Origin of the sequence: Streptomyces sp. NPDC058371 (assembly GCF_042723265.1) — a bacterium.
Lineage (GTDB): Bacteria > Actinomycetota > Actinomycetes > Streptomycetales > Streptomycetaceae > Streptomyces.
Map to the genome: position 1 here is coordinate 12982 of NZ_JBHXJC010000026.1, position 24129 is coordinate 37110.

19 protein-coding genes are annotated in these 24129 nt (G+C 72.3%); 4 read left to right on the forward strand and 15 right to left on the reverse strand.

The window, feature by feature from the left end:
• Nucleotides 1-151: 151 nt before the first annotated feature.
• The 5 genes from ACFWM2_RS39700 to ACFWM2_RS39720 form a co-directional block, all read right to left on the reverse strand.
• Nucleotides 152-1117 carry an ABC transporter substrate-binding protein gene (locus ACFWM2_RS39700; RefSeq protein ID WP_383291114.1) on the reverse strand — a complete coding sequence of 322 codons (966 nt, stop codon included), beginning with the start codon at nucleotides 1115-1117 and terminating at the stop codon, nucleotides 152-154.
• Nucleotide 1118: 1 nt separating this feature from the next.
• Nucleotides 1119-3077, reverse strand: coding sequence for an ABC transporter permease (locus tag ACFWM2_RS39705; protein ID WP_383291116.1), 1959 nt, complete (start codon nucleotides 3075-3077; stop codon nucleotides 1119-1121).
• Nucleotides 3077-4183, reverse strand: coding sequence for a glycine betaine/L-proline ABC transporter ATP-binding protein (locus ACFWM2_RS39710; protein WP_383291118.1), 1107 nt, complete (start codon nucleotides 4181-4183; stop codon nucleotides 3077-3079). The genes ACFWM2_RS39705 and ACFWM2_RS39710 overlap by 1 nt, the downstream gene beginning before the upstream one ends.
• Nucleotides 4180-5712, reverse strand: coding sequence for a GMC family oxidoreductase (locus ACFWM2_RS39715; RefSeq protein WP_383291120.1), 1533 nt, complete (start codon nucleotides 5710-5712; stop codon nucleotides 4180-4182). The genes ACFWM2_RS39710 and ACFWM2_RS39715 overlap by 4 nt, the downstream gene beginning before the upstream one ends.
• 190 nt (nucleotides 5713-5902) lie before the next feature.
• Nucleotides 5903-7423 (reverse strand): aldehyde dehydrogenase family protein, encoded by a 1521-nt coding sequence (locus tag ACFWM2_RS39720; protein WP_383291122.1) that lies wholly within the window; start codon nucleotides 7421-7423, stop codon nucleotides 5903-5905.
• Nucleotides 7424-7631: 208 nt separating this feature from the next.
• Here ACFWM2_RS39720 and ACFWM2_RS39725 point away from each other — a divergent pair, with 208 nt between their 5' ends.
• Nucleotides 7632-8540 carry a GNAT family N-acetyltransferase gene (locus ACFWM2_RS39725; protein ID WP_383291124.1) on the forward strand — a complete coding sequence of 303 codons (909 nt, stop codon included), beginning with the start codon at nucleotides 7632-7634 and terminating at the stop codon, nucleotides 8538-8540.
• 37 nt (nucleotides 8541-8577) lie between these two features.
• Here ACFWM2_RS39725 and ACFWM2_RS39730 read toward each other — a convergent pair whose 3' ends face one another.
• The 5 genes from ACFWM2_RS39730 to ACFWM2_RS39750 all read right to left on the reverse strand — a co-directional run bounded on the left by ACFWM2_RS39730 (nucleotide 8578) and on the right by ACFWM2_RS39750 (nucleotide 15075).
• Nucleotides 8578-9264 (reverse strand): hypothetical protein, encoded by a 687-nt coding sequence (locus ACFWM2_RS39730; RefSeq protein WP_383291126.1) that lies wholly within the window; start codon nucleotides 9262-9264, stop codon nucleotides 8578-8580.
• Between the two features lie 580 nt (nucleotides 9265-9844).
• Complete coding sequence (locus ACFWM2_RS39735) at nucleotides 9845-10255, reverse strand: hypothetical protein (protein ID WP_383291128.1); 411 nt, start codon at nucleotides 10253-10255, stop codon at nucleotides 9845-9847.
• Complete coding sequence (locus ACFWM2_RS39740; RefSeq protein WP_383291130.1) at nucleotides 10252-11964, reverse strand: hypothetical protein; 1713 nt, start codon at nucleotides 11962-11964, stop codon at nucleotides 10252-10254. Before ACFWM2_RS39740 ends, ACFWM2_RS39735 begins: the two co-directional genes overlap by 4 nt.
• Before the next feature lie 185 nt (nucleotides 11965-12149).
• Nucleotides 12150-13139, reverse strand: coding sequence for a malate dehydrogenase (locus ACFWM2_RS39745; RefSeq protein ID WP_383291132.1), 990 nt, complete (start codon nucleotides 13137-13139; stop codon nucleotides 12150-12152).
• 706 nt (nucleotides 13140-13845) lie between these two features.
• Nucleotides 13846-15075 carry a DUF2690 domain-containing protein gene (locus tag ACFWM2_RS39750; protein WP_383291134.1) on the reverse strand — a complete coding sequence of 410 codons (1230 nt, stop codon included), beginning with the start codon at nucleotides 15073-15075 and terminating at the stop codon, nucleotides 13846-13848.
• A gap of 902 nt (nucleotides 15076-15977) precedes the next feature.
• Between ACFWM2_RS39750 and ACFWM2_RS39755 the strand changes: the two genes are divergently transcribed.
• Complete coding sequence (locus ACFWM2_RS39755; protein WP_383291136.1) at nucleotides 15978-16511, forward strand: peptidoglycan-binding protein; 534 nt, start codon at nucleotides 15978-15980, stop codon at nucleotides 16509-16511.
• Between the two features lie 7 nt (nucleotides 16512-16518).
• On the opposite strand, the gene ACFWM2_RS39760 is transcribed toward ACFWM2_RS39755, so the two are convergent.
• From ACFWM2_RS39760 to ACFWM2_RS39770, 3 genes are all read right to left on the reverse strand, one after another.
• Complete coding sequence (locus tag ACFWM2_RS39760) at nucleotides 16519-17067, reverse strand: helix-turn-helix domain-containing protein (RefSeq protein WP_383291138.1); 549 nt, start codon at nucleotides 17065-17067, stop codon at nucleotides 16519-16521.
• Nucleotides 17068-17418: 351 nt separating this feature from the next.
• On the reverse strand, nucleotides 17419-17928 hold the full coding sequence (locus ACFWM2_RS39765; RefSeq protein ID WP_383291173.1) for a DUF3017 domain-containing protein: 510 nt from the start codon (nucleotides 17926-17928) through the stop codon (nucleotides 17419-17421).
• A gap of 193 nt (nucleotides 17929-18121) precedes the next feature.
• Nucleotides 18122-18976 (reverse strand): bifunctional methylenetetrahydrofolate dehydrogenase/methenyltetrahydrofolate cyclohydrolase, encoded by an 855-nt coding sequence (locus tag ACFWM2_RS39770; protein WP_383291140.1) that lies wholly within the window; start codon nucleotides 18974-18976, stop codon nucleotides 18122-18124.
• Between the two features lie 285 nt (nucleotides 18977-19261).
• Here ACFWM2_RS39770 and ACFWM2_RS39775 point away from each other — a divergent pair, with 285 nt between their 5' ends.
• Complete coding sequence (locus tag ACFWM2_RS39775) at nucleotides 19262-19864, forward strand: hypothetical protein (protein WP_383291142.1); 603 nt, start codon at nucleotides 19262-19264, stop codon at nucleotides 19862-19864.
• A gap of 243 nt (nucleotides 19865-20107) precedes the next feature.
• Here ACFWM2_RS39775 and purH read toward each other — a convergent pair whose 3' ends face one another.
• Nucleotides 20108-21703: a bifunctional phosphoribosylaminoimidazolecarboxamide formyltransferase/IMP cyclohydrolase gene (gene purH, locus ACFWM2_RS39780; RefSeq protein WP_383291144.1), complete on the reverse strand. Its 1596-nt coding sequence runs from the start codon at nucleotides 21701-21703 to the stop codon at nucleotides 20108-20110.
• Nucleotides 21700-22329, reverse strand: a complete 630-nt coding sequence (purN, locus tag ACFWM2_RS39785) for a phosphoribosylglycinamide formyltransferase (protein ID WP_383291146.1) — start codon at nucleotides 22327-22329, stop codon at nucleotides 21700-21702. The genes purH and purN overlap by 4 nt, the downstream gene beginning before the upstream one ends.
• Before the next feature lie 750 nt (nucleotides 22330-23079).
• Here purN and ACFWM2_RS39790 point away from each other — a divergent pair.
• On the forward strand, nucleotides 23080-24129 hold the full coding sequence (locus tag ACFWM2_RS39790; protein ID WP_383291148.1) for a hypothetical protein: 1050 nt from the start codon (nucleotides 23080-23082) through the stop codon (nucleotides 24127-24129).

Below are 24129 nucleotides of genomic sequence, written 5' to 3' on the forward strand. Positions count from 1 at the left end.
GCAGGGAAGGGAAAATCCGCCCTCGGGGAGGAAGAAGAAGAAAGCCGGGAGGCGAGAGAGATCTTGTTGTCGTCTCCCCAGGGGAGCCCCCCCCCCCCCGGCACCTCACTCGACGAACTCGAAGAACCGCCCGGCGCGGCGGCTCAGACCCTCAGGACGGAAGCCACTTCCGCCACGTCGACTCGTGGGACCGCACCCACTTCTTCGCCGCCTCCTGGGCCGACAGCTTGTCGTTGGCGATCATCAGGGAGACCTCGTTCTGGTCCTCGGTCGTCCACTTGAAGTTCTTCAGGAACCGGGCCGCCTTGCCGCCGCTCTTCGCGAAGTCCGTGTTGAGGTACTTCTGGAGCGGGGTGTGCGGATAGGCGCAGGAGACCTTCTCGGCGTCGGCGTCGCAGCCCTCCTTGTAGGCGGGGAGCTTCACCTCCGTCATGGGGACCTTCTCGAAGAGCCACTGGGGCGAGTACCAGTACGTGAGGAAGGGCTTCTTCTCCTTGGCGAACTGCTTGATCTGGGTGATCTGCGCGGCCTCCGAACCGGCGAACACCACCTGGTAGTTCAGCTTCAGGTTGTCGACGAGCGCCTTGTCGTTGGTGACGTAGGAGGGGGAGCCGTCGAGCAGCTGGCCCTTGCCGCCGCTCTCCGCCGTCCGCAGCTGGTCCGCGTACTTGTCGAGGTTGCGCCAGTCGGTGACGTCGGGGTGCTGCTTGGCGAAGTACGTCGGGACGTACCAGCCGATGTGGCCGGTGACGCCCAGCTCCCCGCCGGGGGTGATCGTCTTCTTGTCGTCGACGTACCGCTTCTCCTGCTCGGGGTGGCCCCAGTCCTCCAGGATCGCGTCGACGCGGCCCTGGCTGAGCGCGTCCCACGCGGGGACCTCGTCCACCTGGACGGTGTCCACGCGGTAGCCCAGTTCGTGCTCCAACAGGTACTGCGCCACGGCCTCGTTGGACTGTGCGCCGACCCAGGACTGGACGGACAGGGTCACGGTCCTGGCGCCCTGCGCGTTGGCGAAGGGCGAGGCCTGCTTGGTCATGTCGGCGGCACCGCAGCCGGTCGCCAGCACGAGTACCGCCAGGGCGGCCGTCATCCGGGCGCTCGTCACCGTACGGGACATGTCACGCTCCCTTCTTCGTGCGGCGTTCTGTCGGCTGGGTGACCCGGTCGAGCATCAGGCCGAGGCAGACGATCGCCGCGCCGGCGACCAGACCGGTGGCGAGGTCGCCCTGGGCGAGACCGAACACGACGTCGTAACCGAGCGCGCCACCGCCGACGAGACCGCCGATGATGACGACGGCGAGAACCAGGACGACGCCCTGGTTGACGGCGAGGAGCAGCGCCGGGCGGGCCAACGGGAGCTGGACCTGGCGCAGTTGCTGTCGGCCGGTGGCGCCGAGCGAGCGGGCCGCCTCCAGCGCGGCCGGGTCGACCGCGCGCAGGCCCTGGGTGGTGATGCGCACGACGGCGGGCAGCGCGTAGACGACGGCGGCGGCCACGGCGGGCGCGCGTCCGATGCCGAACAGCGCCACCACGGGGATCAGATACACGAACTGCGGCATCGTCTGGCAGACGTCGAGGACCGGGCGCAGCATGCGCTCGACGCGTTCGCTGCGGGCCGCCGCGACACCGGCCGCGAAGCCGAGGACGAGGGTCACGGCGACCGCCGCGAGCACCTGCGACAGGGTGTCGAGGGACGGCTTCCAGACACCGAGGACGCCGATCGCGGTCATCGCGAGGACGGCGGTGAGCGCCGTGCGCCAGGTGCCGATCAGCCAGGCCAGGGCCGCGACGATGAGCAGCACCGACCACCAGGGCAGGCCCTGCAGACCGTCCCGTACCGGGTTGAGGACCCAGGTGGTGAAGTGGCCGGCCCAGTCGGCGGTGCCACCGATGTACGGGACGCCGGAGTAGAGGTGGCCGGTCATCCAGTCGACGGCGTGGTTCACGGGCTCGGCGATGCCCACGACCCAGCCGCCGGGCCAGTCGAGGCGGCCGGCGAGCCGGGCGGCGACCGCCACGGCGACGACCGCGACGGCGGTGTACGCCCAGTGCGTGCCCTTCGGCTCCGCGTTCGCCCCGAGCCGCTCGCCCGCGGCTCCCGTCACCCGGTCGAGGACGATCGCGAGCAGCACGATCGGGACGCCCGCGGCGAGCGCGGCGCCCACGTCGACGGAGGCCAGGGCCTGGTAGACGCGGTCGCCGAGACCGCCCGCGCCGATCACGGACGCGATGACCGCCATGGACAGCGCCATCATGATCGTCTGGTTGAGGCCGAGCAGGAGTTCCTTGCGGGCCAGCGGGAGGCGAGCGGTCAGCAGCCGCTGGCGGGCCGTGGCGCCGAGCGAGGCGACGGCCTCCATCACTCCGGTGTCGGCGTCGCGCAGACCGAGCGCGGTGAGCCGGGCCATCGGCGGGGCCGCGTACACGACGGTGGCGAGCACGGCCGCGGGGACGCCGATGCCGAACACCAGGACGACGGGCAGGAGATAGGCGAACGCCGGCAGCACCTGCATGGTGTCGAGGACGGGACGCAGCGCCCGGTAGGTGCGGTCGGACAGGCCCGCCGCGAGACCGAGCAGGACGCCGAGTACGACGGACACCAGGACGGCGACCACCATGAGCGCCAGCGTCTGCATGGTCGGCACCCACATGCCGAGCAGCCCGCAGGCGAGGAACGCGGCGGCCGTGCCGAGGGCGAGCCGGAGCCCCGCGGTCCGCCAGGCGACGGCGGCGGCCACCGCGGTCACGCCGGCCCAGCCGGCCGCGAGCAGCACCAGATAGACGGCGCGCACGGAGAGGACTACGGCGTTGCTGACGTAGCCGAAGAAGTAGAGGAACAGCGGGTGGCTGTCGCGGTTGTCGATGATCCAGTCGCTGGTCCTGCCGAGCGGTTCGGTGAGGTCGACGGTCAGTGCGTGCGGCCAGCTGCCGCTCGCCCAGCGGGCGTCGAGCAGCGGGACGAGAACGGCGGCGACGACGGCGAGCAGCATGAGCTTGCCCACGGGACGGTAGGCGCCCAGGCCTCTGGCCCGGCCCACGATCCCGCTGGGGGAGACTGGCGCGGTGGCGGTAGCCATCAGGCCGCCCCCTCGCCGTCGGCGGACGTGTCCGTCCCTGCCACCACTCCGAGCAGCGCGTCGGAGTCGACGACTCCCAGGCAGCGCCCGGAGTCCACCACCCGCGCCGCGCAACCCGCGCGTGCCACCGCCTCGATGGCCTCCGAAACCGTCGCGTCGGGCTTGACCGCCGGGCCGCGGCCGGCCTCCTCCGGGGACGCCGCGCGCATCGCCCGGCGGACGGTCATGACCTGCTCGCGGGGCACGTCGCGGACGAACTCCCGCACGTAGTCGTCGGCCGGCGAGCCGACGATCTCCTCGGGCGTGCCCAGCTGGACGATCCGGCCGTCGCGCATCAGGGCGATGCGGTCGCCCAGCCGCAGGGCCTCGTTCAGGTCGTGGGTGATGAAGACCATCGTGCGGCCCTCCTCGCGGTGCAGCCGGATGACCTCCTCCTGCATGTCGCGCCGGATGAGCGGGTCGAGCGCGCTGAACGGCTCGTCGAACAGCAGGACTTTGGGGTCGACGGCGAGCGCCCGGGCGAGGCCGACGCGCTGCTGCTGACCGCCGGACAGCTGTCCGGGCCTGCGCTGCTCCAGGCCTTCGAGGCCGACCTTGACGACGACTTCGGCGGCCCGCTTCCGGCGTTCGGCGCGCGGGACGCCCTGGATCTCCAGGCCGTAGGCGACGTTGTCGAGGACGGAGCGGTGCGGCAGCAGACCGAAGTGCTGGAAGACCATCGCGGCCCGGTGGCGGCGCAGTTCGCGCAGCCGGCCACGATCCATCGCCAGGACGTCCTCGCCGTCGATCGCGAGGCTGCCGGAGGTCGGCTCGATGAGCCGCGTGAGGCAGCGGACGAGGGTGGACTTGCCGGAGCCGGACAGGCCCATGACGACGAAGACCTCGCCCTTGTGCACGTCGAAGCCGACGTCGCGGACGGCGGCCGTGCAGCCGGTGCGGGAGCGCAGCTCGGCCGGGGTGAGCGCGGCGAGTTCGGGGTCGGCGGGCACGCGGTCGGCCTTCGGGCCGAAGACCTTCCACAGGTTGCGCACGGAGAAGACGGGGGACGCGCTCACGGGCGTGCCGGGGGTCTCGGGCGTCTTCGGGCTCTCCAGGGTCGTACTCATCGGCCCTCACCTCCCAGCAGGTCGGCACACTTCTCGCCGACCATGAGCACCCCGATCATCGGGTTCACGGCGGGCATCGTCGGGAAGACGGAGGCGTCGGCGATCCGGATGCCGTCGAGGCCGCGGATGCGCAACTCGGGGTCGACGACGGCGAGTTCGTCCGTCGGGTCGCCCATCCGGCAGGTGCCGGCGGGGTGGTAGACGGTGTGCGCCACCTGACGCGCGTACGCGCTGAGCTCCTCGTCGTCCGTGACCTCGGGACCGGGGCACACCTCGCGCTTGAGCCAGCCGGCCAGTGGTTCGGCGCGGGCTATCTCGCGGGCGATCTTGATGCCGTCGACGAGCGTACGGCCGTCGTAGTCGTCCTCGTCGGTGAAGTAGCGGAAGTCGAGGGCGGGCTTGACGGCCGGGTCGGCGCTCTCCAGGTACAGCCGGCCGCGGCTCTTCGGCTTGGGGATGTTCGGGGTCATCGAGACGCCGTGCGCCGGGCGTTCGTAGCCGAGGCGCTCCGGGTTGTCGGTGAACGGGATCTGGTAGAAGTGGAACATCAGGTCGGGGCCCTGGTGTTCGGGGTCGCGGCGCACGAACAGGCCCGCGTCGGAGTCCATCGCGGAGTTCTCGGGGATGGGGCCGTTCGTCTCCCACACGATGACCGACTCGGGGTGGTCGAGCAGGTTCTCGCCGACGCCGGGCAGGTCGTGCGCGACCGGGATGCCGAGCCGCTCCAGGTCCTCCTTCGGCCCGATGCCGGAGTGCAGCAGCAGCCGCGGCGAGTCCACGGCACCGGCGCACAGCAGCACTTCGTTCCGGGCGTGTACGAGGGTCTCCGCGCCGTCCTTGCCGCGGACGTGGACGCCCGTGGCGCGGGTGCCGTCGAGTTCGAGCCGGTGGGCCCAGGTCTCCAGCAGGATCGTCAGGTTGGGCCGCTCGTCCATCACGGGGTGGAGATAGGCGACGGAGGCGCTGGAGCGCTTGTTGTTCTCCGGGTGGTACGCCAGGTCGAAGAAGCCGACGCCCTCGGTGAAGGGCTTCTTGTTGAAGCCCTCCACGCGCGGCACGTCGAGCGCGGTCTGTGCGGCGTCGACGAAGTCACGGGCGATGGCGTTCCGGTCCTTCTCGTCGACCGGGACGATGTTGTTGAGGAGCCGCGCGAAGTACGCCTCCATCGGGACCGCGCCCCAGCCGTGGGCGCCCGCCGCCTCCCACTCGTCCCAGTCGGACGGCAGCGGCTTGAACGCGATCAGGGTGTTGTGGGAGGAGCAGCCGCCGAGCACCCGGGCGCGGCTGTGCCGGATGTGCGAGTTGCCGCGCGGCTGCTCGGTGGTCGGGTAGTCGTAGTCCAGCTCGCCGCCGAGCAGGCCCATCCAACGGCGCAGGGTGAGGACGTCCTCGCGGTCGACGTCGCTGGGACCGCCCTCGATGACGGCGACGGTGACGTCCGGGTTCTCGGTCAGACGGGACGCGATGACTGACCCCGCGGTGCCGCCTCCGACGACGACGTAGTCGTACGTGTGATCGTGCTCGGGCATGAAGGGGTGCTCCTCTGGGCGGGCAAGGTGCTGCGCGTGATCGGTCGGGGGGTGCGCGGCGGGGCGGACGGTGGGGCGTGCCGGGGGCGGACGGTGGGGGCGGCCCGGCGGGCTCATGGGCCGGTGAGCCGAGGGGGCCAGGGGCTCATGGCCTGCGGCTCACGGGACCTGAGGCCGGGGGCTGACGGTGTCAGCCCGCGAACCAGCGCACCGGCTTCGGCGCGAGGTTCTGGTACACGTGCTTCGTCTCCCGGTACTCGGCGAGGCCCGCGGGACCGAGTTCGCGCCCCACACCGCTCTTGCCGAAGCCGCCCCACTCCGCCTGCGGGAGGTAGGGGTGGAAGTCGTTGATCCAGACGGTGCCGTGGCGCAGCCGTCCGGCGACCCGTCGGGCGCGCCCCGCGTCGGCGGTCCAGACGGCGCCGGCGAGCCCGTACTCGGTGTCGTTGGCGAGCGCGATCGCCTCGTCCTCGGTGCGGAAGGTCTCGACGGTGAGGACGGGGCCGAAGACCTCCTCGCGGACGACCTTCATCGTGCGGTGGCACCCGTCGAGGACGGTCGGCTCGTAGAAGTAGCCGGTGGCGGGCCGGACTTCGGACGGCTCGGGCCGCTTGCCGCCGGCGCGCAGCAGCGCGCCCTCCGCGAGGGCCGAGGCGACGTACGCCTCGGTCTTCTCCCGCTGCTGCTCGGAGACGAGGGGGCCGCACTCGACGCCGTCCTCGGTGCCGCGCCCGAGCCTGATCCGCTCGGCCCTGCGGGCGAGTTCGGCGACGAAGCGTTCGCGGACGGACTCCTCGACGATGAGGCGCGAGCCGGCCGAGCAGACCTGACCGCTGTGGATGAACGCGGCGTTGAGCGCCTGGTCGACGGCGGTGTCGAACCCCTCCTCCGTCGTGCAGGCGTCGGCGAAGACGACGTTCGGGTTCTTGCCGCCGAGTTCCAGGGCGACCTTCTTGACGCTCACGGCGGCGGCCTGCGCGACCTTCGTCCCGCTGACGAGGCCGCCGGTGAAGGAGATGAGGTCGACGTCGGGGTGCTCGGCCAGCCGGGCGCCGACGGTGTGGCCGGGGCCGGTGACGATGTTGGCGACCCCGTCGGGCAGACCGGCCTCGGCGAGCAGGCCGATCAGGGCGACGGTGGTCAGCGGGGTCACCTCGCTCGGCTTGATGACGAAGGTGTTGCCCGCGGCGAGAGCGGGGGCGACCTTCCAACTGGCCTGGAGGAGCGGGTAGTTCCAGGGGGTGATCATGGCGCAGACGCCGACGGGCTCGTGCACGACGACGCTGTGGATGTCGTCGGACCCGGCGTCGACGACCCGTCCGCCGCCCTCTCCCACGACGAGATCGGCGAAGTACCGGAACGCGTCGGCGACACAGTCGATGTCGACGCGCCCCTCCTCGACGGTCTTGCCCGCGTCGCGGCTCTCCAGCAGGCCGAGCTCTTCGCGGTCGCGTACGAGGAGTTCGGCGACGCGGCGCAGGAGCGCGGCGCGGTCGGCGACGGAGGTGCGGGGCCAGGGGCCTTCGTCGAAGGCGCGGCGGGCGGCCTCGACGGCGGCGTCCGCGTCCTTCTCGTCACCCTCCGCGACCACGGCGAACGGCTTGGCATCCGCAGGGTCGACGATCTCGCGCGTGCCACGGGAGGCGGCCTCCTGCCACCGCCCGCCCACGTGAATGGTCTGCTGCGCCTGTCGTTCGGTCTCTCGCGCCATGCTCGGCATTGCCTTCCGTTCCTGGTTCCTGCCCCGGCGTCACCCTGGGTCACCCTTGGGCCGTGAGCACCTGCCCTTCTGACCTCGTTGCATGCGCAACCAGTGACCGAAAGTGCCCGGCGTCACGAAAAAACAGGGGGAATTGCGGACAGAACAGCGTCCTCACCCATGGACGCCCCGGCATTCCTTTGACTAAAGTCAAAGGAATATGGAGCCGACTCGGGAGCCAGTGGCAGTGGACGACGTACGGGCGCTGCGGCGGTTCAACCGCTACTTCACCCGGCGGATCGGGGTGCTCGACGATCACTACCTCGGGCAGGACCGGCCGCTCGGTGAGGCGCGCCTGCTGTTCGAGGTCGGCGACGGGACATCGCTGCGGGAGCTGCGGAGCCGGCTGGGGCTGGACGCCGGGTATCTGAGCCGGATGGTCAAGGCGCTGGAGGCGCAGGGGCTGGTGCGGGTGCGGGTGCATCCCGGCGACAGCAGGCTGCGGGTCGCGGAGCTCACCCCCACCGGCCGCGCCGAGGTGACGGAGCAGAACCGGCGGGCCAACGGGCTCGCCGAGGGCCTGCTCAGCGGCCTCAGCCCCGCACAGCGCGGCGAACTCACGGCCGCCGTCACCGTCACCGAGCGGCTGCTGCGCCTCGCCGCGATCACCGTCGAGGTCGTCGACGGCGCCTCCCGCGACGCCCGGACCACGCTCGCCGCGTACGCGGCCGACATCGACGAACGGTTTCCGGAGGGCTTCGACCCCGCAGCCCTCGTGAGCCCGGGTGAGGTGTCGGGCAGGACGGGCGCCTTCCTCGTCGCGTACGAGGAGGGGCGTGCCGTGGGGTGCGGGGCGCTGCGGCGGCTCGCACCGCGCGTGGGCGAGATCCGCCATGTGTGGGTGCACCCCGGCGCGCGGCGGCTCGGCCTGGCCCGGCAGATCCTCGACGGGCTGGAGCGAGCGGCCGTCGAACGCGGCTACGGCACCGTCCGCCTCGACACCCACGCGGTGCTCACGGAGGCGCAGGCCATGTACCGGGCGTGCGGGTACACGGAGATTCCGTGCTACGACGAGAACGTGTACGCGGCCCACTGGTTCGAGAAGCGGGTCGCGCCGAGCCCCGGGTGACGACCTCGCCGGACAGCGGGAGCGGAGGAGCCGCCGCTCAACTGCTCGGGCAGGCCGTGCCCGTGGGGCAGAAGGAGCCCAGGGCCATCTGGAAGGGGGTCGTCACGTCCGTACCTTCGACACCGCTCGAACGGATCGCGTACGGCGTGCCGTCGGGGGCCGTGAACCGGTGGTCGACGACCTGCGTGGGTCCGTCCTGCTCGTCGTCGTAGCGATAGGTGAGTTCGGCCCAGTCGGCGCCGGTCCGCCGGTCGATGACCTCGTAACCCGCGAGCTTGGCGAGGAAGCCGAAGGACGGATCGTTCTCGGCCTGGTCCAGCGAGTCGGCCGGGGTGATCTCGATGATCTCGAACAGTTCGAGCTCCGCGCTGCCGCCCGGCGCGGAGTAGTGGACGACCGACGGTTTGCCGCTGCGCCGGTCCACCGAGCGCACCCAGCCGTCGGGCACGTCCACGGTGTAGCCGAGGGCATCCACCGCCCGGCTGTAGCCGGGGGACGGCGACGCGTACGCCGAGGCCGGGGGCGACTGCGGGTCGGCGAGAGTGCCCTCGCCCTCGGAGGCGTCGGCGCTCCCGGAAGCCGCGGAACCCTCGGCCGAGGGCGCGCCCGCCGTGGCCGTGACGGTGACCGAGGACCGCGCCCCGCCGGCGGCCCCGTTGCCCGAGGAGTCGTCCCGGGTCAGCGCCCAGACCCCGCCTCCGACCCCGCCGGCCAGGAGCGCCACGGCGACGACCACCATGAGCGGCCGGCGCGAGCCACCGGACCGGGTCGGCGGACTGCCACCCCGTCCCCCGGGCCAGGACGGCTGACCGTCACCCGGTCCCCCCGGCCAGGACGGCTGCCCCTCACCCGGGACCGGGGCCACCCGTGGCTGCTGTGTCCCAGGCGGGGGCGGTTGCGGTGGCCGCGGTCCCTGATGCAGCAGTCCTTCCGGCCGGAGCACCGCCGACTGCGTCTCCGCCGTCGACCATCTCTGCCGCTCGGGATCCGCCGGTACGCCACTCCCGCCGGCTGTTCCCCCGCCGGCGGCACCGGCCGCCGCACTCCCACCTGCGGTCCCCCGACCCACGGCATCCGGCGCCGCGCCTCCCCCGACCCGAACACCCGGCGCCGTACCCCCATCGACCCGAACACCCGGCGCCGTACCCCCGTCGGCCCGAGCGTCCGGCGGCCCGTCTCCCCCGGGCCCACCCGGCCCCTCGGGCGTGCCCGTCCCGTCGTCGTCGACCCAGCGCTGACGGTCCGCGTCCCACCGTTGTCGCATGTCGTCCCCTCCCCTCTGTTGCCCTGAGCCGGTCGTCCCGTCAGCCGGTGAGCTGTGCGATCACCTGCACCACGGCCGCCGTCGACGCCAGCCCGGCCACCGCCGCGGCGGCGGTCTCCAGCCGCTGCCGCAACCGGCCGAGCCGCGCCGGATCGGCCTGACCGGTCCGTTCGATCTCCCCTTGTACGACGGCGAGTTCACCGTCGAGGCCGCTCGCCGCGGCGGTCTCCGTGAGCAGTCGCAGATGCTCACGCAGGGTGCGTACGGCGTCGAGGAGTGCCTCGGTCGTCTCGTCGGCTCCGGCCGGGCGAGGCGCCTCGCGGTACTCGGCCCTGCCGTGGTCGCCGAAGCTCACCGCGCTCCCCGTGATCCGGCCGACCCGCGTACCACCGCCGCCCCCCGTTCCGTCCCCGCCCGGCCCCCGGCCCGTCCCGTCGTCTCCGCCGCTCATCCCGACTCCCCCTCGCCGTACGACGCGCCGCCGCTGCCTGTCGTGACGGCGCTTCTGCTGATCCGGCCCACCGTGGTACCGCCGCTCATCTGCCCGATGAACTGGCCGCCCGCCGCCACGTTGACGATGTGCTGCTCGAAGCTCCCCGTCTCGCAGCCGCTGCGCCGCAGCGCCTCGCGCACCCCGCTCGCGATGCGGTCCTCGACGGTCTTGATGTAGCGGCTGACGTCCATCTCCTGGAACAGCGACAGCTGGTCGGTACTGCCCAGCTCCCGCACGGACACCAACGGCGCGTCCGGCGGGGCCTGTTCGGGATGGGCGAGCCAGGTGCGCAGGCACTGCGCGACGGTGCGCACCGCGGAGAGCCCGGCCACGACGTTCGTCGCCGGCCCGGACAGCAGCGTCCGCAGCACCTCGCCCGCGTCGCCCTCCCCGCGGCCCGCGATGATGTCCACCCGCCGGTACTCCTCGATGATCGGCCCCAGCACGTGCGGCACCACCTCGAGGACCAGCATCCCGCCCTGCGTGTGCACCCGGACCAGCACCGACACGACCACCTGCTCGTCCCAGGCGCCGACTCTGACGCGCAGGAAGTGCCGACGCGCCTCGCCGCCCTCGTCGACCGACTCGTCGATGTGCAGCCGGGCCGACGACGGCTCGTACACGCCCTCGTTGCGCCCCACGCCCGACGGCAGATAGACGAACTCCTCGATCTCCAGGTCCTTGAGCCGGTCCCGGCTGGTGAGCGCGGCCGACTCGCGCAGTGCCTCCAGCTTCGGTCTGACGAGGTCGATGATCCGCCGGTTGGTCAACTGCACCGGGGTGCCCGGTCCGTCCGGCAGGCCGTTGCCCGACCCGTCGGGCGCGTCCCCGTTCAGGCCCGCCCGGGGCTTCTTGGCGGGCCTGATCTCCATCGCGAACGACCAGGGTTCGTACGGCTTTCCGGCTCCGACGAACGGCCGGTGTGCGTCGTAGAGCGCGACGTCGGCATGCTGCTCCCAGGTGATCGCCTCGGCCACGCGGAGCTGGCGTTCGCCGCCCGCCGGTTCCGGCGCCGGCGTCCGGGCGAAGACGTCCCGGGCGAGTTCCCGGCGCATCACCTCGGCGACTTGGGCGCGGTGCACTCCCGTGGTGAAGGTGATCGCCAGCGGGAACAGCAGCGCGAAGGGGTCGTCCAGGATCCGGGCGAGGGCGTACATCCAGTAGCCGAGCTCCAGGGCGCGGGCCACGAACGTGAACCCCCAGGCGGTCGCCTGCCGCGGCAGCCGAAGACGGGTCGTCTCCGTGCGGCTCACGGCGTACATGGTCGTGCCCCAGCCGGACGCCGCCCGCGCGCACCACAGAAGGGCGCAAACGATCGCGTAGAAGAGGACCGGGGAGGCGCTGAACAGCACCCCGAGATCGAGGAACCCGAGCACCAGCGCCCCGCCGGGCTCCGTCCACCCGTCCGCGAGGGCGACCTCCACGACGAAGAAGGCGATCCAGATCCCGCACAGGACGAACGCCGTCGCGGCCTCCTGACGCCTGGCCCGCATCGCATGGCCGAGCACGGAGACGACGTCGACCCCCAGGGACGGCGGCGCCGGACGCTCCTCGTGCCCGATGAGTTCGTCGATCACACCGGCCCGGAACACCGTGTCCAAGTGGGCCCCCGCGCACAGCAGCCGTGTCGCCTCACTGTGCGCGTACCGCCGATTCGATCCCGTCAAAGGGACCACCCCCGCCGTTTTCCCCGGGCTGACCACCCGTCACGACCATAGCGAGGTCTATGCCTCTGGCACTCCTTTTGTACCGACAAAGCGCATACGTTCGATACGTACTTTCCTTACGCACGCAAACAGGCCCCGCCCCGGAACGCGTTCCGGGGCGGGGCCTGTCGTGCGAGTGAGCCGGCTCAGATGAGGCCGAGACCGCGGACCGCCTCGCGCTCCTCCTCGAGCTCCTTGACGGAGGCGTCGATACGGGCGCGGGAGAACTCGTTGATGTCCAGGCCCTGGACGATCTCGTACTGCCCGTCCTTGGTGGTGACCGGGAAGGAGGAGATGAGGCCCTCGGGAACGCCGTAGGAACCGTCCGACGGGATGCCCATGGAGGTCCAGTCGCCGTCCGCGGTGCCGTTGACCCACGTGTACACGTGGTCGATGGCGGCGTTGGCGGCGGAGGCGGCCGACGACGCGCCGCGCGCCTCGATGATCGCGGCACCGCGCTTGGCGACGGTCGGGATGAACTCCTCGGCCAGCCACTTCTCGTCGTTCACGGTCTCGGCGGCGTTCTTGCCGGCGACCGTGGCGTGGAAGATGTCGGGGTACTGGGTGGCGGAGTGGTTGCCCCAGATGGTGAGGCGCTTGATGTCCGCGACCGTCGAACCCGTCTTCTTCGCGAGCTGGGTCAGCGCGCGGTTGTGGTCGAGGCGGGTCATCGCGGTGAAGCGCTCGGCCGGTACGTCCGGGGCGGCGGCCTGGGCGATCAGCGCGTTGGTGTTCGCCGGGTTGCCGACGACGAGGATCTTGACGTCGTCAGCGGCGTTGTCGTTGATCGCCTTGCCCTGCGGCTTGAAGATGCCACCGTTGGCGGACAGCAGGTCGCCGCGCTCCATGCCCTTGGTGCGGGGGCGGGCGCCGACGAGCAGACCGACGTTGGTGCCGTCGAAGGCGACGTTCGGGTCGTCCGTGATGTCGATGCCCTGGAGCAGCGGGAAGGCGGAGTCGTCGAGCTCCATCGCCGTGCCCTCGGCGGCCTTGAGCGCCGGGGTGATCTCCAGGAGACGCAGCTTGACCGGCACGTCCGCGCCGAGCAGCTGGCCGGAGGCGATGCGGAAGAGCAGTGCGTAACCGATCTGGCCGGCCGCGCCGGTGACGGTGACGTTCACGGGAGTGCGGGTCATGGCGTTCTCCGTATGACAGCTGGCGGTGGGGCGTCCCTGCCCCGGGTGCAGGATCCCCGCCGCCGACCGGGTGACCGGCGCCGACCGCCGCACTGATCGATCAGAGGTAGCGATGATCGATCTCTCGGCGTCAAGAGAGATCCGCCGTCAGGCTATCGCGCATCCGGGACCCCCGACGGCCGGGTCCCGTGTGGCCCGCCCCACAGCGGCCGTTCAGGCCACAAGAAGACGCGGCCGCCGGTCCGGGAGAGGGGGACACGGCGGCCGCGGTGGGTACCGGGGAGGCCCGAGAGGTGGTGTCTGGCTCCCGAACGCGTCCGGATCCCGTGGGGGTACCGTTCCGCCTGCCCCGTACCGGGACGAGCATTCCTCCATACGGGACTTTCCTTGCGCGTGCCGCCGCGACCCGGGGAGTCCGCCCTTCTGACGCCGGGATTCCGGCCCTCCGAGCCCGGGGGATCCGCCCTTCTGACGCCAGGGATCCGCGATCCACCCATCGGGCGCCGGGAGTTCCGGCCCTCCGATCCTGAGGAGCCCGCCTTCCCGGCCTCGGGGGCCGGCCGTACGACCTCGGGCTCCCACCTCCCCGCCCCGGGGGCCCGCCCGTACGACCTCGGGGATCCCGGCCCTCCGGCACCGTAGAGCCGGTCCCGGGGCCCGCGGCGGTGGGGACAAAGCCGCGCCCGCCGCGGGCCGGGCGTCCGCGCTATGCCGTGCAGCCCCGCTGTCCCGACTTCAGCGTCGCGCAGGCCTTCGCGTCGCCGGCGTCCTTCACGGCCACCATCGGGGTGTACGCGTCGGTGTCCGTGTCGACCGAGCCGGTCTGCTTGGCCGACGTGCCCGAGGACACCTCGACCCGGTCGCCCGCCGCCGCCCGGGTGATCCGGGCCCAGGCCGCACCGCAGGTCTTGCTGTAGCGGACCTCGACGAGTGTCGTGCCGACGGTGACGCTGGTGGTGGTCTTGGCCAGCTCACCGCCGCAGCCCATGTTCTCCGGGTCCTTGCCGGTGCAGTCCTGGCCGCTGCACTTCACTCCGGCCGGCAGGTCGGGCTCGGTACTCGCGGAGGCCGCGGGGGACTTGGGCTTCCCCGCGTCCTTCTTGTCACCGCCGCCGTCGGTGAGGAACACGGCGGCGGCGATCACGACGAGCGCGCCGACCACGCCGGCGAGGAACATCGTGAGCCGCCGCTTGCGGCGCGCCCCGTCAGGCGAACCGCCGTTCTGCGGCCGGGCGTCCTGCGGCGGACCCCCGCCAGGACCGGACGGCCGGGACGTGTCGGCAGGACCGAAGGAACCGGCGGACCCGGGGCCCCCGGCGAGACCCGCGGAGCCGGCGGCGCCCGAGGGCCCGGACGGGTCGGACGGCGTGGCGGTGACCCCCCAGCCACCGCGCGCGGACCCGCCGGAGCCCGGACTCCCGTACCCGACACCGCCGCGCGCGCCGCCGCCGTACGACGAGTCCTCCGCGTCCCGGGCCGTCGGCTGCGGCGGTACCGTCGGCACCACCCCCGCGGGCCCGGCGATCCCGGGGGTCGCCGTCGCGCTTCTGCCCTTGCGGGCCTGCTTGCCGCCCGAGCCGTTGGCCGGCGGCGCCCCGAACTCGCCCAGCGCGGCGCGCGCCTGGGAGATCCGTATCGCCTCCATGGTCATGTCGTGGCGCATCTCCGAGCGGCTCCAGGCACGCTCGGCGAGCTCCCACATGGTCGTCAGATGCATGGGATTGGTGCCCGTGACCTCGGCCAGCGCGACGATGGCGCCCTTGGGCGCGAGCAGCCGGCCGTTGAGGTAACGCTCCCAGGACGTCTTGCTGTAGCCCGTGCGGTCCGCCACCGCGGCGATGCTCAGTCCGCCGCGGTCGACGAGCCGGCGCAATTGGCTGGCGAACTCCCTGACCTGCGGATCGAGTTCGTCCGGCAAGGCCCTCCAACGAGGCATTGCTTCCCCCCTCTTCCCCCCGTACGTGCCTGACTTTCCGCGCACTTCCCCCCGTGCGTGGCGCCCTCTGCCGAGTCCCCGTTCTGGCTACCCACAGGGATGCGCCCGGTCGGGATCTCAGTTCCCGGGATGGGGGCGCACGGGAGCATTGGGGCCGAGGCGTGCACCGTCGCACGCCCTTCGGGCCGCGGTCCAGTGTCCCACCGGGACGCTGTATACGACCGGTTGAACGTCTGGAGACCGCGCAGGACGTCCCGGACCGCCCCGATTGGACACGTTAGCCACGGTGTGCAGGACCTTCGTGGCACATTCTCGAACTTGTCAATACATCGACACAACGGGAACACATGCGCGACCACTTGAGTCACGCGAGCGACCGGATCCCTCAGGGGCCACGACCGTGCCCGAGCACGCGTGCGAGTGCACCTGCGGGTGCCGCCGGGAACTCCTGCGGTCCGGTTCCCGTTGCGGGGCGCGGACACGGTGGCGGAACGGTCACTTCCGTGCCACAGCGAACTGCCGGCTGTTGAACAGGCTGTTCACCGTGCAGGAGTGTTGACCGCAGGCGGTCAACCGCCGGCGGCGCTCGTCCTCCCACGGGGGAGAGGACGGGCGCCGCTCCTTGTCCGGCCCCGGAAGCGGGCCGTCCGCCGCCCCCGCCCCAGGCGTCACATCCCGGCTCCCGTCCCGCGCCCGTCCCGTCCCGCGGTGTCCCGCGGCGCGGGGCAGGACTCCGCACGTCCACGACCGGGACGTCCCGGTTCGTCCCGCCTCCATCCATCCAGGGAGCCGGACCCGGTGGTGGCGGCGACTTCATGGCTGTTGGCACGAACAAGCCACGGGCCGCACCGGGGGATCAGTCGGATCAGCGGGGCACACGGCCCAGGGGAGGAAAGAAGACCATGCGCAAGCACATCCGCAAGGCAGCAGTCGCGACGGTTCTGGCGGCGGGGGCCGCTCTCGGGGGATTCGCGGCGACGGGCACCGCCCAGGCGTCCGAGGACAGCGGTTTCGTCGACGGCACCGGCGGCACCCACAACGACTGGAGCGACGAGGGCACGCTCCAGCGCGGCGACGAGAGCAACGCGGTCGCCCTGTGGCAGACCGTCCTGGTGGCCGACGGCGCCAAGTGGAAGACGTCCGGGGGCGCCCTGCGTGCCTTCACCGAGGACGACATCGACGGCGACTTCAACGGCCGTACGGCCTCGGCGACCAGGTTCTGGCAGCAGCAGAACGACGTCCGGGTGACCGGCAAGGCCGACCGCCGGTCCTTCTCGGTGGCGGACAACAACCTGGGCACCGTGGGCCGGCGGGGCACGGTCACCTACGACGGCAGCTTCGACGACGCGCGCTTCCGGCGCCTGACGGTCGGGGGCGTCGGCCCGCAGGTCTACTTCGTCTCCTTCGACGGCTCGGTGGTGGCGGCGAGTTACTGATCCACCGTCACGGCGCCGTCGTGCACCCGGTGTCCTCGCGGTCGAGGATCTCCAGGGACACGGCGGTGACCGCGAGCAGGGCCGCCAGGAGTACGGCGGACAGCAACCGCCAGCGACGCAGTCTCGTCGCCGGCGGGGCCGCGGGGGCGGCGGGCACGGGGAACTCCTCGTCCCGCCGCTCCCGCGGTGCCGTTGTGGTGTCCGGCCCGGGCACCGCGGTCGCCGGCGGCCCGCTCACCCCCGACGACGGCCGGAGTTCCGGCGTCGCGAGGGGAGCGCGACCGGCCCGCAGCACCGCCTCGCGCAGACCCAGCAGCCGCACCGGCTCGGCCCCGGCGGCCTCGGCCAGCGACCGCAGCGCCGAACGCGGCGGTATCTGGCGGCCGTTGAGGCACCGCTGCCAGGAAGACTTCGAGTAGTGGGTCCGCTCCGCGAGGGCGGCCAGGCTGAGCCCGCTGCGTTCCTTGAGAAGGCGGCAGTGCTCGGCCAGTGCGCGAGCCTCCCGCTCCAGCTCCGCAGGCAGCTCGGCCCACTCTCCCCGACCCCGTTCCGTCACGTTGCTCCCCCTTTGCCGTGCCCGACCATCGTCGGTGCAACGGCGGGGCTCGTGCCACGAACCAGGGATGTTCGATTCCGTAGGCATGCTCAACGACGCGGGCGGCTACAGCACAACCCGCAGACCGCGTACGCACAGTGACGCCGGGCCCGGACGGATCGCGTAGGCCACGCCATCTCTGTCCGCCCGGCGTCACCAGACCCGTCACCAGCCAGAGGGGCGGCCGGGTCGGCACCCGGACGTGCGGGAAGCAGCGCGCGGGCGTGATGTGTGGGCGACCCCCGCAACGGCGATGGCCCGCACTCCCGGGCGAAGTGCGGGCCACCGTCCGTGCGGTGAAGCGTGCGGCGGTCAGCGCACCGTGAAGTGCAGGGTGTCGTCCAGGAACGGGATCTCCAGCACCGGCTTGGGCTGCGCCATCAGCGCGAGCAGCACGATGGCCACGCCCAGCACGCCGTACGTGACCATGTCCGTGAAGCGGGAGCGGACCGCGAGCATGCCCACGTCGGGCAGCGTCCAGCGCAGGGCGGCGCCGGCCAGCAGCGCGACCCCGATCAGGATCGTGCCGAAGCGGAAGACGTCCAGCGCCGTCAGCAGCAGCCCGAGTCCGACGGCGGACAGCACGACGAGGATCGGCCACTGACGGGCGGGCGCCGGCGCACCCCGGGGCGCCGCGCGACCGCCGCCCTCGGGCCGTGCGGTGTCCCGGGTGAAGAGCGGGAAGCGGCGCGTGGTGCGGCGCGGCCGGCCCGCCGCGTCGGGCGCGCTGACGGCGTCCCGTACGGTCGGCTCCGCATTCGTGCCCTCTGCTACGCCTGCACTCGTGCCGTCCGCGACGCCCGTGCCGGTGCCTTCTGCCACGCCTGTGCCCTCCGCGACGCCCGTGTCCGTGCCCTCCGCGACGCCCGTGTCCGTGCTCTCCGGGAGGCCCGTGTCCGTGCTCTCCGCGGACTTCGCGCGGGTGCCCTCCGCGGACTCCGCGGGCGCGGTCTCGTCGGCGACGTCCTGGCCCGCGTCCCGCGCGTCCGGCGTCCCGGTGCCCTTGGACCTGCCGTCAGCCGACACTGCGCTCCGCCGCCTCGACCACGTTGACGAGCAGCTGGGCACGGGTCATCGGGCCGACGCCGCCGGGGTTCGGGGAGATCCACCCGGCGACCTCGGCGACGCCCGGGTGGACATCGCCCACGATCTTGCCCTCGGCGCTGCGCGAGACGCCGACGTCGAGCACGGCCGCGCCCGGCTTCACGTCCTCGGGCCGGATCAGATGCGCGGAGCCCGCCGCGGCGACGATGATGTCGGCGCGCTTGAGATGCGACGACAGATCACGGGTGCCGGTGTGGCACTGGGTCACCGTCGCGTTCTCGGAGCGCCGGGTGAGCAGCAGCGGCATCGAGCGCCCGATGGTCACCCCGCGGCCGACGACCACCACTTCGGCGCCCTTGATCTCGACGCCGTACCGGCGGAGCAGGGTGAGCACGCCGTTCGGCGTGCAGGGCAGCGGCGCCGGCTCGTTCAGCACCAGGCGCCCGAGGTTCATCGGGTGCAGTCCGTCCGCGTCCTTGTCCGGGTCCATCAGTTCCAGGATGCGGTTCTCGTCGATGCCCTTGGGGAGCGGGAGCTGGACGATGTATCCCGTGCAGGCGGGGTCCTCGTTCAGCTCGGTGACCACCGCCTCGATCTCCTCCTGCGTCGCCGTCGCGGGCAGTTCGCGCTGGATGGAGGCGATGCCGACCTGGGCGCAGTCGCGGTGCTTGCCCGCGACGTACTTCTGGCTGCCGGGGTCCTCGCCGACCAGGACGGTCCCCAGGCCGGGCGTGACACCCTTCTCCTTCAGGGCCGCCACGCGGGCGGTCAGATCGGACTTGATCGCGGCTGCGGTGGCCTTGCCATCGAGAATCTGGGCGGTCATGGTCCCATCCTCGCGGATGACCCGGTCCCGGTTCCAATCCGGGCGCCTCCCGGTGATCCGCCCGTGACCCGGCGGTCCCGCTCCCCCCGCACGACGCCCATGATCAGCGATGTTGCACTTGCACAACACATGCCAACAGCCGCTGGACAAACAAGCCGAGCCTTTAGAACGATGACGGCACAGTGCCGCGGGCAGTACCGGGGGGACGAACCGCATTCTGTAGAACATTCCTCCGAACCGTGCCGCGTCGTCCCCGCGCTCGCAACAAACGGAGGAAAGACCGCCATGAGTTTTGGCGACCCGAACAATCCCTACGGTCAGCCGCCGCAGCAGCAGCCTGCCCCGGGCTACGGCTACCCGCAGCAGACCCCGCCCCAGCAGGGGTACGGCTACCCCGCCGCCCCGCCGGTCCAGCAGTCGTACGGTGACTACCCGGGCGGTTATCCCGGTGGCGCTCCCGCCGAGATGCCCGGCATCACCCGTGCCGCGCGGATCATGCTGGCGGTCCTGGCCGTGGTGCACGTGATCCTCGCGGGCTTCTACGGCTATGCGCTGTCCCAGTGGGACCAGACCATGGCCGACGCCGGCATATCCAACGACTCGGAGACCCAGCAGTTCGCCGACCTGGGCAAGGGCGTCATCGTCTTCATGCTGGGCCTCGCCGCCGTCTTCGCCGTCCTCGGGCTCGTGCTGCTGCTGCAGTACGCCAAGGGCGGCAACGGCATCCGGGTCTGCTCGATCGTCTACGGCTCGTTCGCGATCGTCACCGGCATCTTTACGATCGCGGCGTACGGCCTCGGCCTCATCGTCCTCGCCGTCGCGATCCTGCTGATCGTGTTCGCCGCCAAGCGCCCGACCGCCGAATGGTTCCGGCGCCCGCGCTACTGACCAGACGGGCGTCCGCGCCGGCCGAATGGTTCCGGCGCCTTCGCCACTGACCAGACGGGCGTCCGCGCCGAGGGAACCGGCGGGCCTCCGCGCTGCTGAACGGCGGGCGTCCCGCGCGCCCGTAACGCCAAGGGCCGTGTCTCACCCTGAACAAGGGGGGACACGGCCCTGGCGCGTTCTACAGGTGCCGACTGTCAGTCGGGTCCGACCGTCAGCGGGTCCAACGGTCAGCGGGTCCGACCGTCAGTGGAAGAAGTGACGCGTCCCCGTGAAGTACATCGTGACGCCCGCCTTCTTCGCGGCCTCGACGACCAGCTCGTCGCGGACCGAACCGCCGGGCTGGACCACGGCCTTGACGCCGGCCGCGGTGAGGATCTCCAGGCCGTCGGGGAACGGGAAGAACGCGTCCGAGGCGGCGTACGAGCCGGCGGCCCGCTCGGCGCCGGCCCGCTCCACCGCCAGCTTCGCGGAGTCGACGCGGTTGACCTGGCCCATGCCGACACCGACCGAGGCGCCGTCCTTGGCGAGCAGGATCGCGTTGGACTTCACCGCGCGGCACGCCTTCCAGGCGAAGGCCAGCTCGGCGAGCTCGTCCCCGCTCAGGGCGTCGCCGGTCGCGAGAGTCCAGTTGGCCGGGTTGTCACCGTCGGCCTGCAGCCGGTCGGTGATCTGGAGCAGCGCGCCGCCGTCGATCGGCTTCACGTCGACCGGGTGGCCGGGGCCGCCGGGTACGCGGAGCACCCGGATGTTCTTCTTCTTGGCGAGAGCCTCCAGCGCGCCGTCCTCGTAGTCGGGCGCGACGATGACCTCGGTGAAGATCTCGGCGACCTGCTCGGCCATCTCCTTGGAGACCGGGCGGTTGACCGCGATCACTCCACCGAAGGCCGACAGCGGGTCACAGGCGTGGGCCTTGCGGTGCGCCTCGGCGACGTCCGCGCCGACGGCGATACCGCACGGGTTGGCGTGCTTGATGATCGCGACGCACGGCTCGTCGTGGTCGTACGCGGCACGGCGCGCGGCGTCCGTGTCCGTGAAGTTGTTGAACGACATCTCCTTGCCGTGCAGCTGCTCGGCCTCCGCCAGGCCGCCCGTGCCCGCGGTGTAGAGCGCGGCGGGCTGGTGCGGGTTCTCGCCGTAGCGCAGGGTGTGCGCGCGCTCCAGGCTGGTGGCGAGGAACTCGGGGAACGGCGAGTCGTCGGCCGGGGCGTAGGCGGAGGCGAACCAGGAGGAGACCGCGATGTCGTACTCGGCCGTGTGCCGGAAGGCCTCCGCGGCGAGCCGCTTGCGGGTGGTGAGGTCGAAGCCGCCGCCCTTGACCGCGGCGAGGACGTCGCCGTACCGGGCGGGGCTGGTGACCACGGCCACCGACGGATGGTTCTTGGCCGCCGCGCGGACCATGGAGGGGCCACCGATGTCGATCTGCTCGACGCACTCGTCGGGCGTCGCGCCCGAGGCGACGGTCTCGCGGAACGGGTAGAGGTTCACGACGACGAGGTCGAACGGCTCGACGCCCAGTTCCTCCAGCTGCCGCCGGTGGTCGGGCAGCCGCAGGTCGGCGAGGATGCCCGCGTGGACCTTGGGGTGCAGGGTCTTGACCCGGCCGTCCAGGCACTCGGGGAAGCCGGTGAGCTCCTCGACCTTGGTGACCGGGACGCCCGCGGCGGCGATCTTCGCGGCGGTCGAGCCGGTGGACACCAGCTCGACACCGGCCTCGTGCAGGCCTCGCGCGAGCTCTTCCAGCCCGGTCTTGTCATAGACGCTGACGAGCGCGCGGCGGATGGCTCGCTTGCCGTCCTGCTCCTGCGAACCGTTCGTACCGTTCGTACCTTCGGCGGTCACGGGATAACTACCTTTCGTCCCTCGATGCGATAGCCGTTGCGGGCGAGCCGCCCTACGACCTCGACGAGCAGCCTTCGTTCGACTTCCTTGATGCGCTCATGGAGAGCGGCGCCACTGTCCTCATGGTCCTCGTCCCGGACCTCGACCACGCCCTGAGCGATGATCGGGCCGGTGTCGACACCGTCGTCGACGAAGTGGACCGTGCATCCGGTGACCTTCGCGCCGTACGCGAGCGCGTCGCGCACGCCGTGGGCTCCCGGGAAACTGGGCAGCAGAGCGGGGTGCGTGTTGACGAACCGCCCGCCGAACCGGGCGAGGAATTCCTTCCCCACGATCTTCATGAACCCGGCCGACACGACGAGGTCGGGGTCATGGGCGGCGACGGCCTCGGCGAGCGCCTGGTCCCACTCCTCGCGGGTGCCGTAGTCCTTGACCCGCCGGACGAAGGTCGCCACTCCCGCGTGCTCGGCACGCTCGAGCCCGGCGATGCCGTCCCGGTCCGCGCCCACGGCCACGATCTCGGCGCCGTAGGCCTCGGTGCCCTGCGTGGCGATGGCATCCAGCAGTGCCTGCAGATTCGTGCCTGATCCGGAGACCAGCACGACGAGGCGCTTGGCCTTGGCCACGACGGGGCCCTTTCTCGGGGAAGCGTTTGTACGGTCATACGAATGCTTCGCGCCCCGGGATACGGGGAAGTCTACGAAGCGGCCGACCGCCAGCAACGATACCGGCACTCCGGACAGCCCCCACGGGACGGGGGCGCGGCCGGAAGGTAGCGTCAGGGCAGGACCCGCCCGGGGCCACCGCCCCACCGCGGGGAACGCCTTGCACACGCGGGACGTTGACCAGGCACAAGCACGAAAGCTCGGGGCGCGGGCCCTGGAACCCGACGTCCGGGGCATGATCTTTGATGTGAACACCGGGGTCGGTCCTGGGCGACTGGGGTGCGAGTCCCGGGTGCCGGGTGACTGGGGCGCGAGTCCCGGGTGCCGGGTGACTGGGGCGCGAGTCCCGGGTGCCGGGTGACTGGGGCGCGAGTCCCGGGTGCCGGGTGACTGGGCTGATCCCGGAGGCTGGGCGGCTGGGGTGCGAGTCCCGGGTGCTGGGTGACTGGGCTGATCCCGGAGGCTGGGCAGCTGGGGTACGAGCCCGGGTGCCGGGTGACCGGGGCGCGGGTCCTGGAGCGCGGCGGCTGGGGCGTGAGTCCGGGTGCCGGGCGGCCGGGGCGCGAGCCCTGGAGCGCGGAGTTCGGGGCGCGAGCTTCGGATTGATTGGCCGGGGTGCGAGTCCCGGAGCGAGGAATCGGGGCGTGGGTCACGGGCAACAGTTCGGTGACACGCGCCCGCCAGAACCACCAAGGGGAAGACGCACACCTGATGCCGGACCGCAGTCTCCGACTCCCTCCGCTGCTGCTGCGCGAGCGGCGCTCTTCGCCTACCCCGCCGCAGGAGAGCGGGGGCGCACCCGGCGCCGGGCACGGCTCCGCCGGCGGGCGTGACTCGTCGGACGGACACGACGGCTCGGGCGAACGTGACTCCTCGGGTGGGCACGGCTCCGGCGGCTCGGGCTCGGGCGGACACGGCCCGGGTGGGCGCGGCCCGGACGGACACGGCTCGGACGGACACGGCGGCGCCGGTGGACACGGCTCGGGTGGGCGCGACGGCTCCGGTGGACACGACGGCTCGGACGGCGGCGGCCCCAGCGGGCACGACGGCTCCGGTGGAAGTGGCTCCTCTGGTGGGCTGAATCCGGAGGGCCCCTCGGACGACAACCCGTTCGCGGCGCCCCCGGAAGGGACGCCGGACCGGCCGTGGCAGCCGCGCCGGCCCGCCAACGGCGGCGACGGAGAGGGCACGGAGCAGGGCTCGGAACAGGGCGAGCCCGGCGGCCGCTCCCCCTGGGGCAGCCAGTGGAGCGACCGCCAGCCCGGCCCCTCACAGGGCGGCGGATTCGGCGACCGCCCCGGCGCCCCCGGAGGACAGGGCGGCCCGGAGGGAGGCCCGGGCGGCGGACCCGGCGCGGGGATGCGCTGGGACCCGACGGACCCGGCGCAGCGCCGCGCGCGCTTCGCGCTGCTGTCCGGAATGTGGGCGTTCTTCTTCGCCCTCTTCAGCTGGCCCTACGTGGCCCTGCTGCTGGGCTCACTGGCTCTGTACTGGGGCATCAGCGCCGTACGCGCCAAGCCCCGCACCCCGGACCCGAACAGCCCGGCCCCCGATCCGAACGTCCGGCCGCAGACCACCGCCGCCGTGAGCGGCCTGGTCACCGCGTCCCTGGCGATCATCATGGTGGCCGCGACCTTCACCGCCCAGCTCGTCTACAGCGACTACTACACGTGCACGAACGACGCCCTCACCAACGCGTCCAAGCAGTCCTGCAACGACCTTCTCCCCAAGGAACTACGGGGCATTCTGGGCACCCGCTGA

Coding starts and splice junctions, on each gene's coding strand:
- ACFWM2_RS39735 (WP_383291128.1), bottom strand. CDS start 10,255: ATGAGCGGCGGAGACGACGGGACGGGCCGGGGGCCGGGCGGGGACGGA.
- ACFWM2_RS39775 (WP_383291142.1), top strand. CDS start 19,262: ATGAGTTTTGGCGACCCGAACAATCCCTACGGTCAGCCGCCGCAGCAG.
- ACFWM2_RS39745 (WP_383291132.1), bottom strand. CDS start 13,139: ATGACCCGCACTCCCGTGAACGTCACCGTCACCGGCGCGGCCGGCCAG.
- ACFWM2_RS39770 (WP_383291140.1), bottom strand. CDS start 18,976: ATGACCGCCCAGATTCTCGATGGCAAGGCCACCGCAGCCGCGATCAAG.
- ACFWM2_RS39705 (WP_383291116.1), bottom strand. CDS start 3,077: ATGGCTACCGCCACCGCGCCAGTCTCCCCCAGCGGGATCGTGGGCCGG.
- ACFWM2_RS39755 (WP_383291136.1), top strand. CDS start 15,978: ATGCGCAAGCACATCCGCAAGGCAGCAGTCGCGACGGTTCTGGCGGCG.
- ACFWM2_RS39720 (WP_383291122.1), bottom strand. CDS start 7,423: ATGGCGCGAGAGACCGAACGACAGGCGCAGCAGACCATTCACGTGGGC.
- ACFWM2_RS39790 (WP_383291148.1), top strand. CDS start 23,080: ATGCCGGACCGCAGTCTCCGACTCCCTCCGCTGCTGCTGCGCGAGCGG.
- ACFWM2_RS39715 (WP_383291120.1), bottom strand. CDS start 5,712: ATGCCCGAGCACGATCACACGTACGACTACGTCGTCGTCGGAGGCGGC.
- ACFWM2_RS39750 (WP_383291134.1), bottom strand. CDS start 15,075: ATGCCTCGTTGGAGGGCCTTGCCGGACGAACTCGATCCGCAGGTCAGG.
- ACFWM2_RS39725 (WP_383291124.1), top strand. CDS start 7,632: ATGGAGCCGACTCGGGAGCCAGTGGCAGTGGACGACGTACGGGCGCTG.
- ACFWM2_RS39710 (WP_383291118.1), bottom strand. CDS start 4,183: ATGAGTACGACCCTGGAGAGCCCGAAGACGCCCGAGACCCCCGGCACG.
- ACFWM2_RS39700 (WP_383291114.1), bottom strand. CDS start 1,117: ATGTCCCGTACGGTGACGAGCGCCCGGATGACGGCCGCCCTGGCGGTA.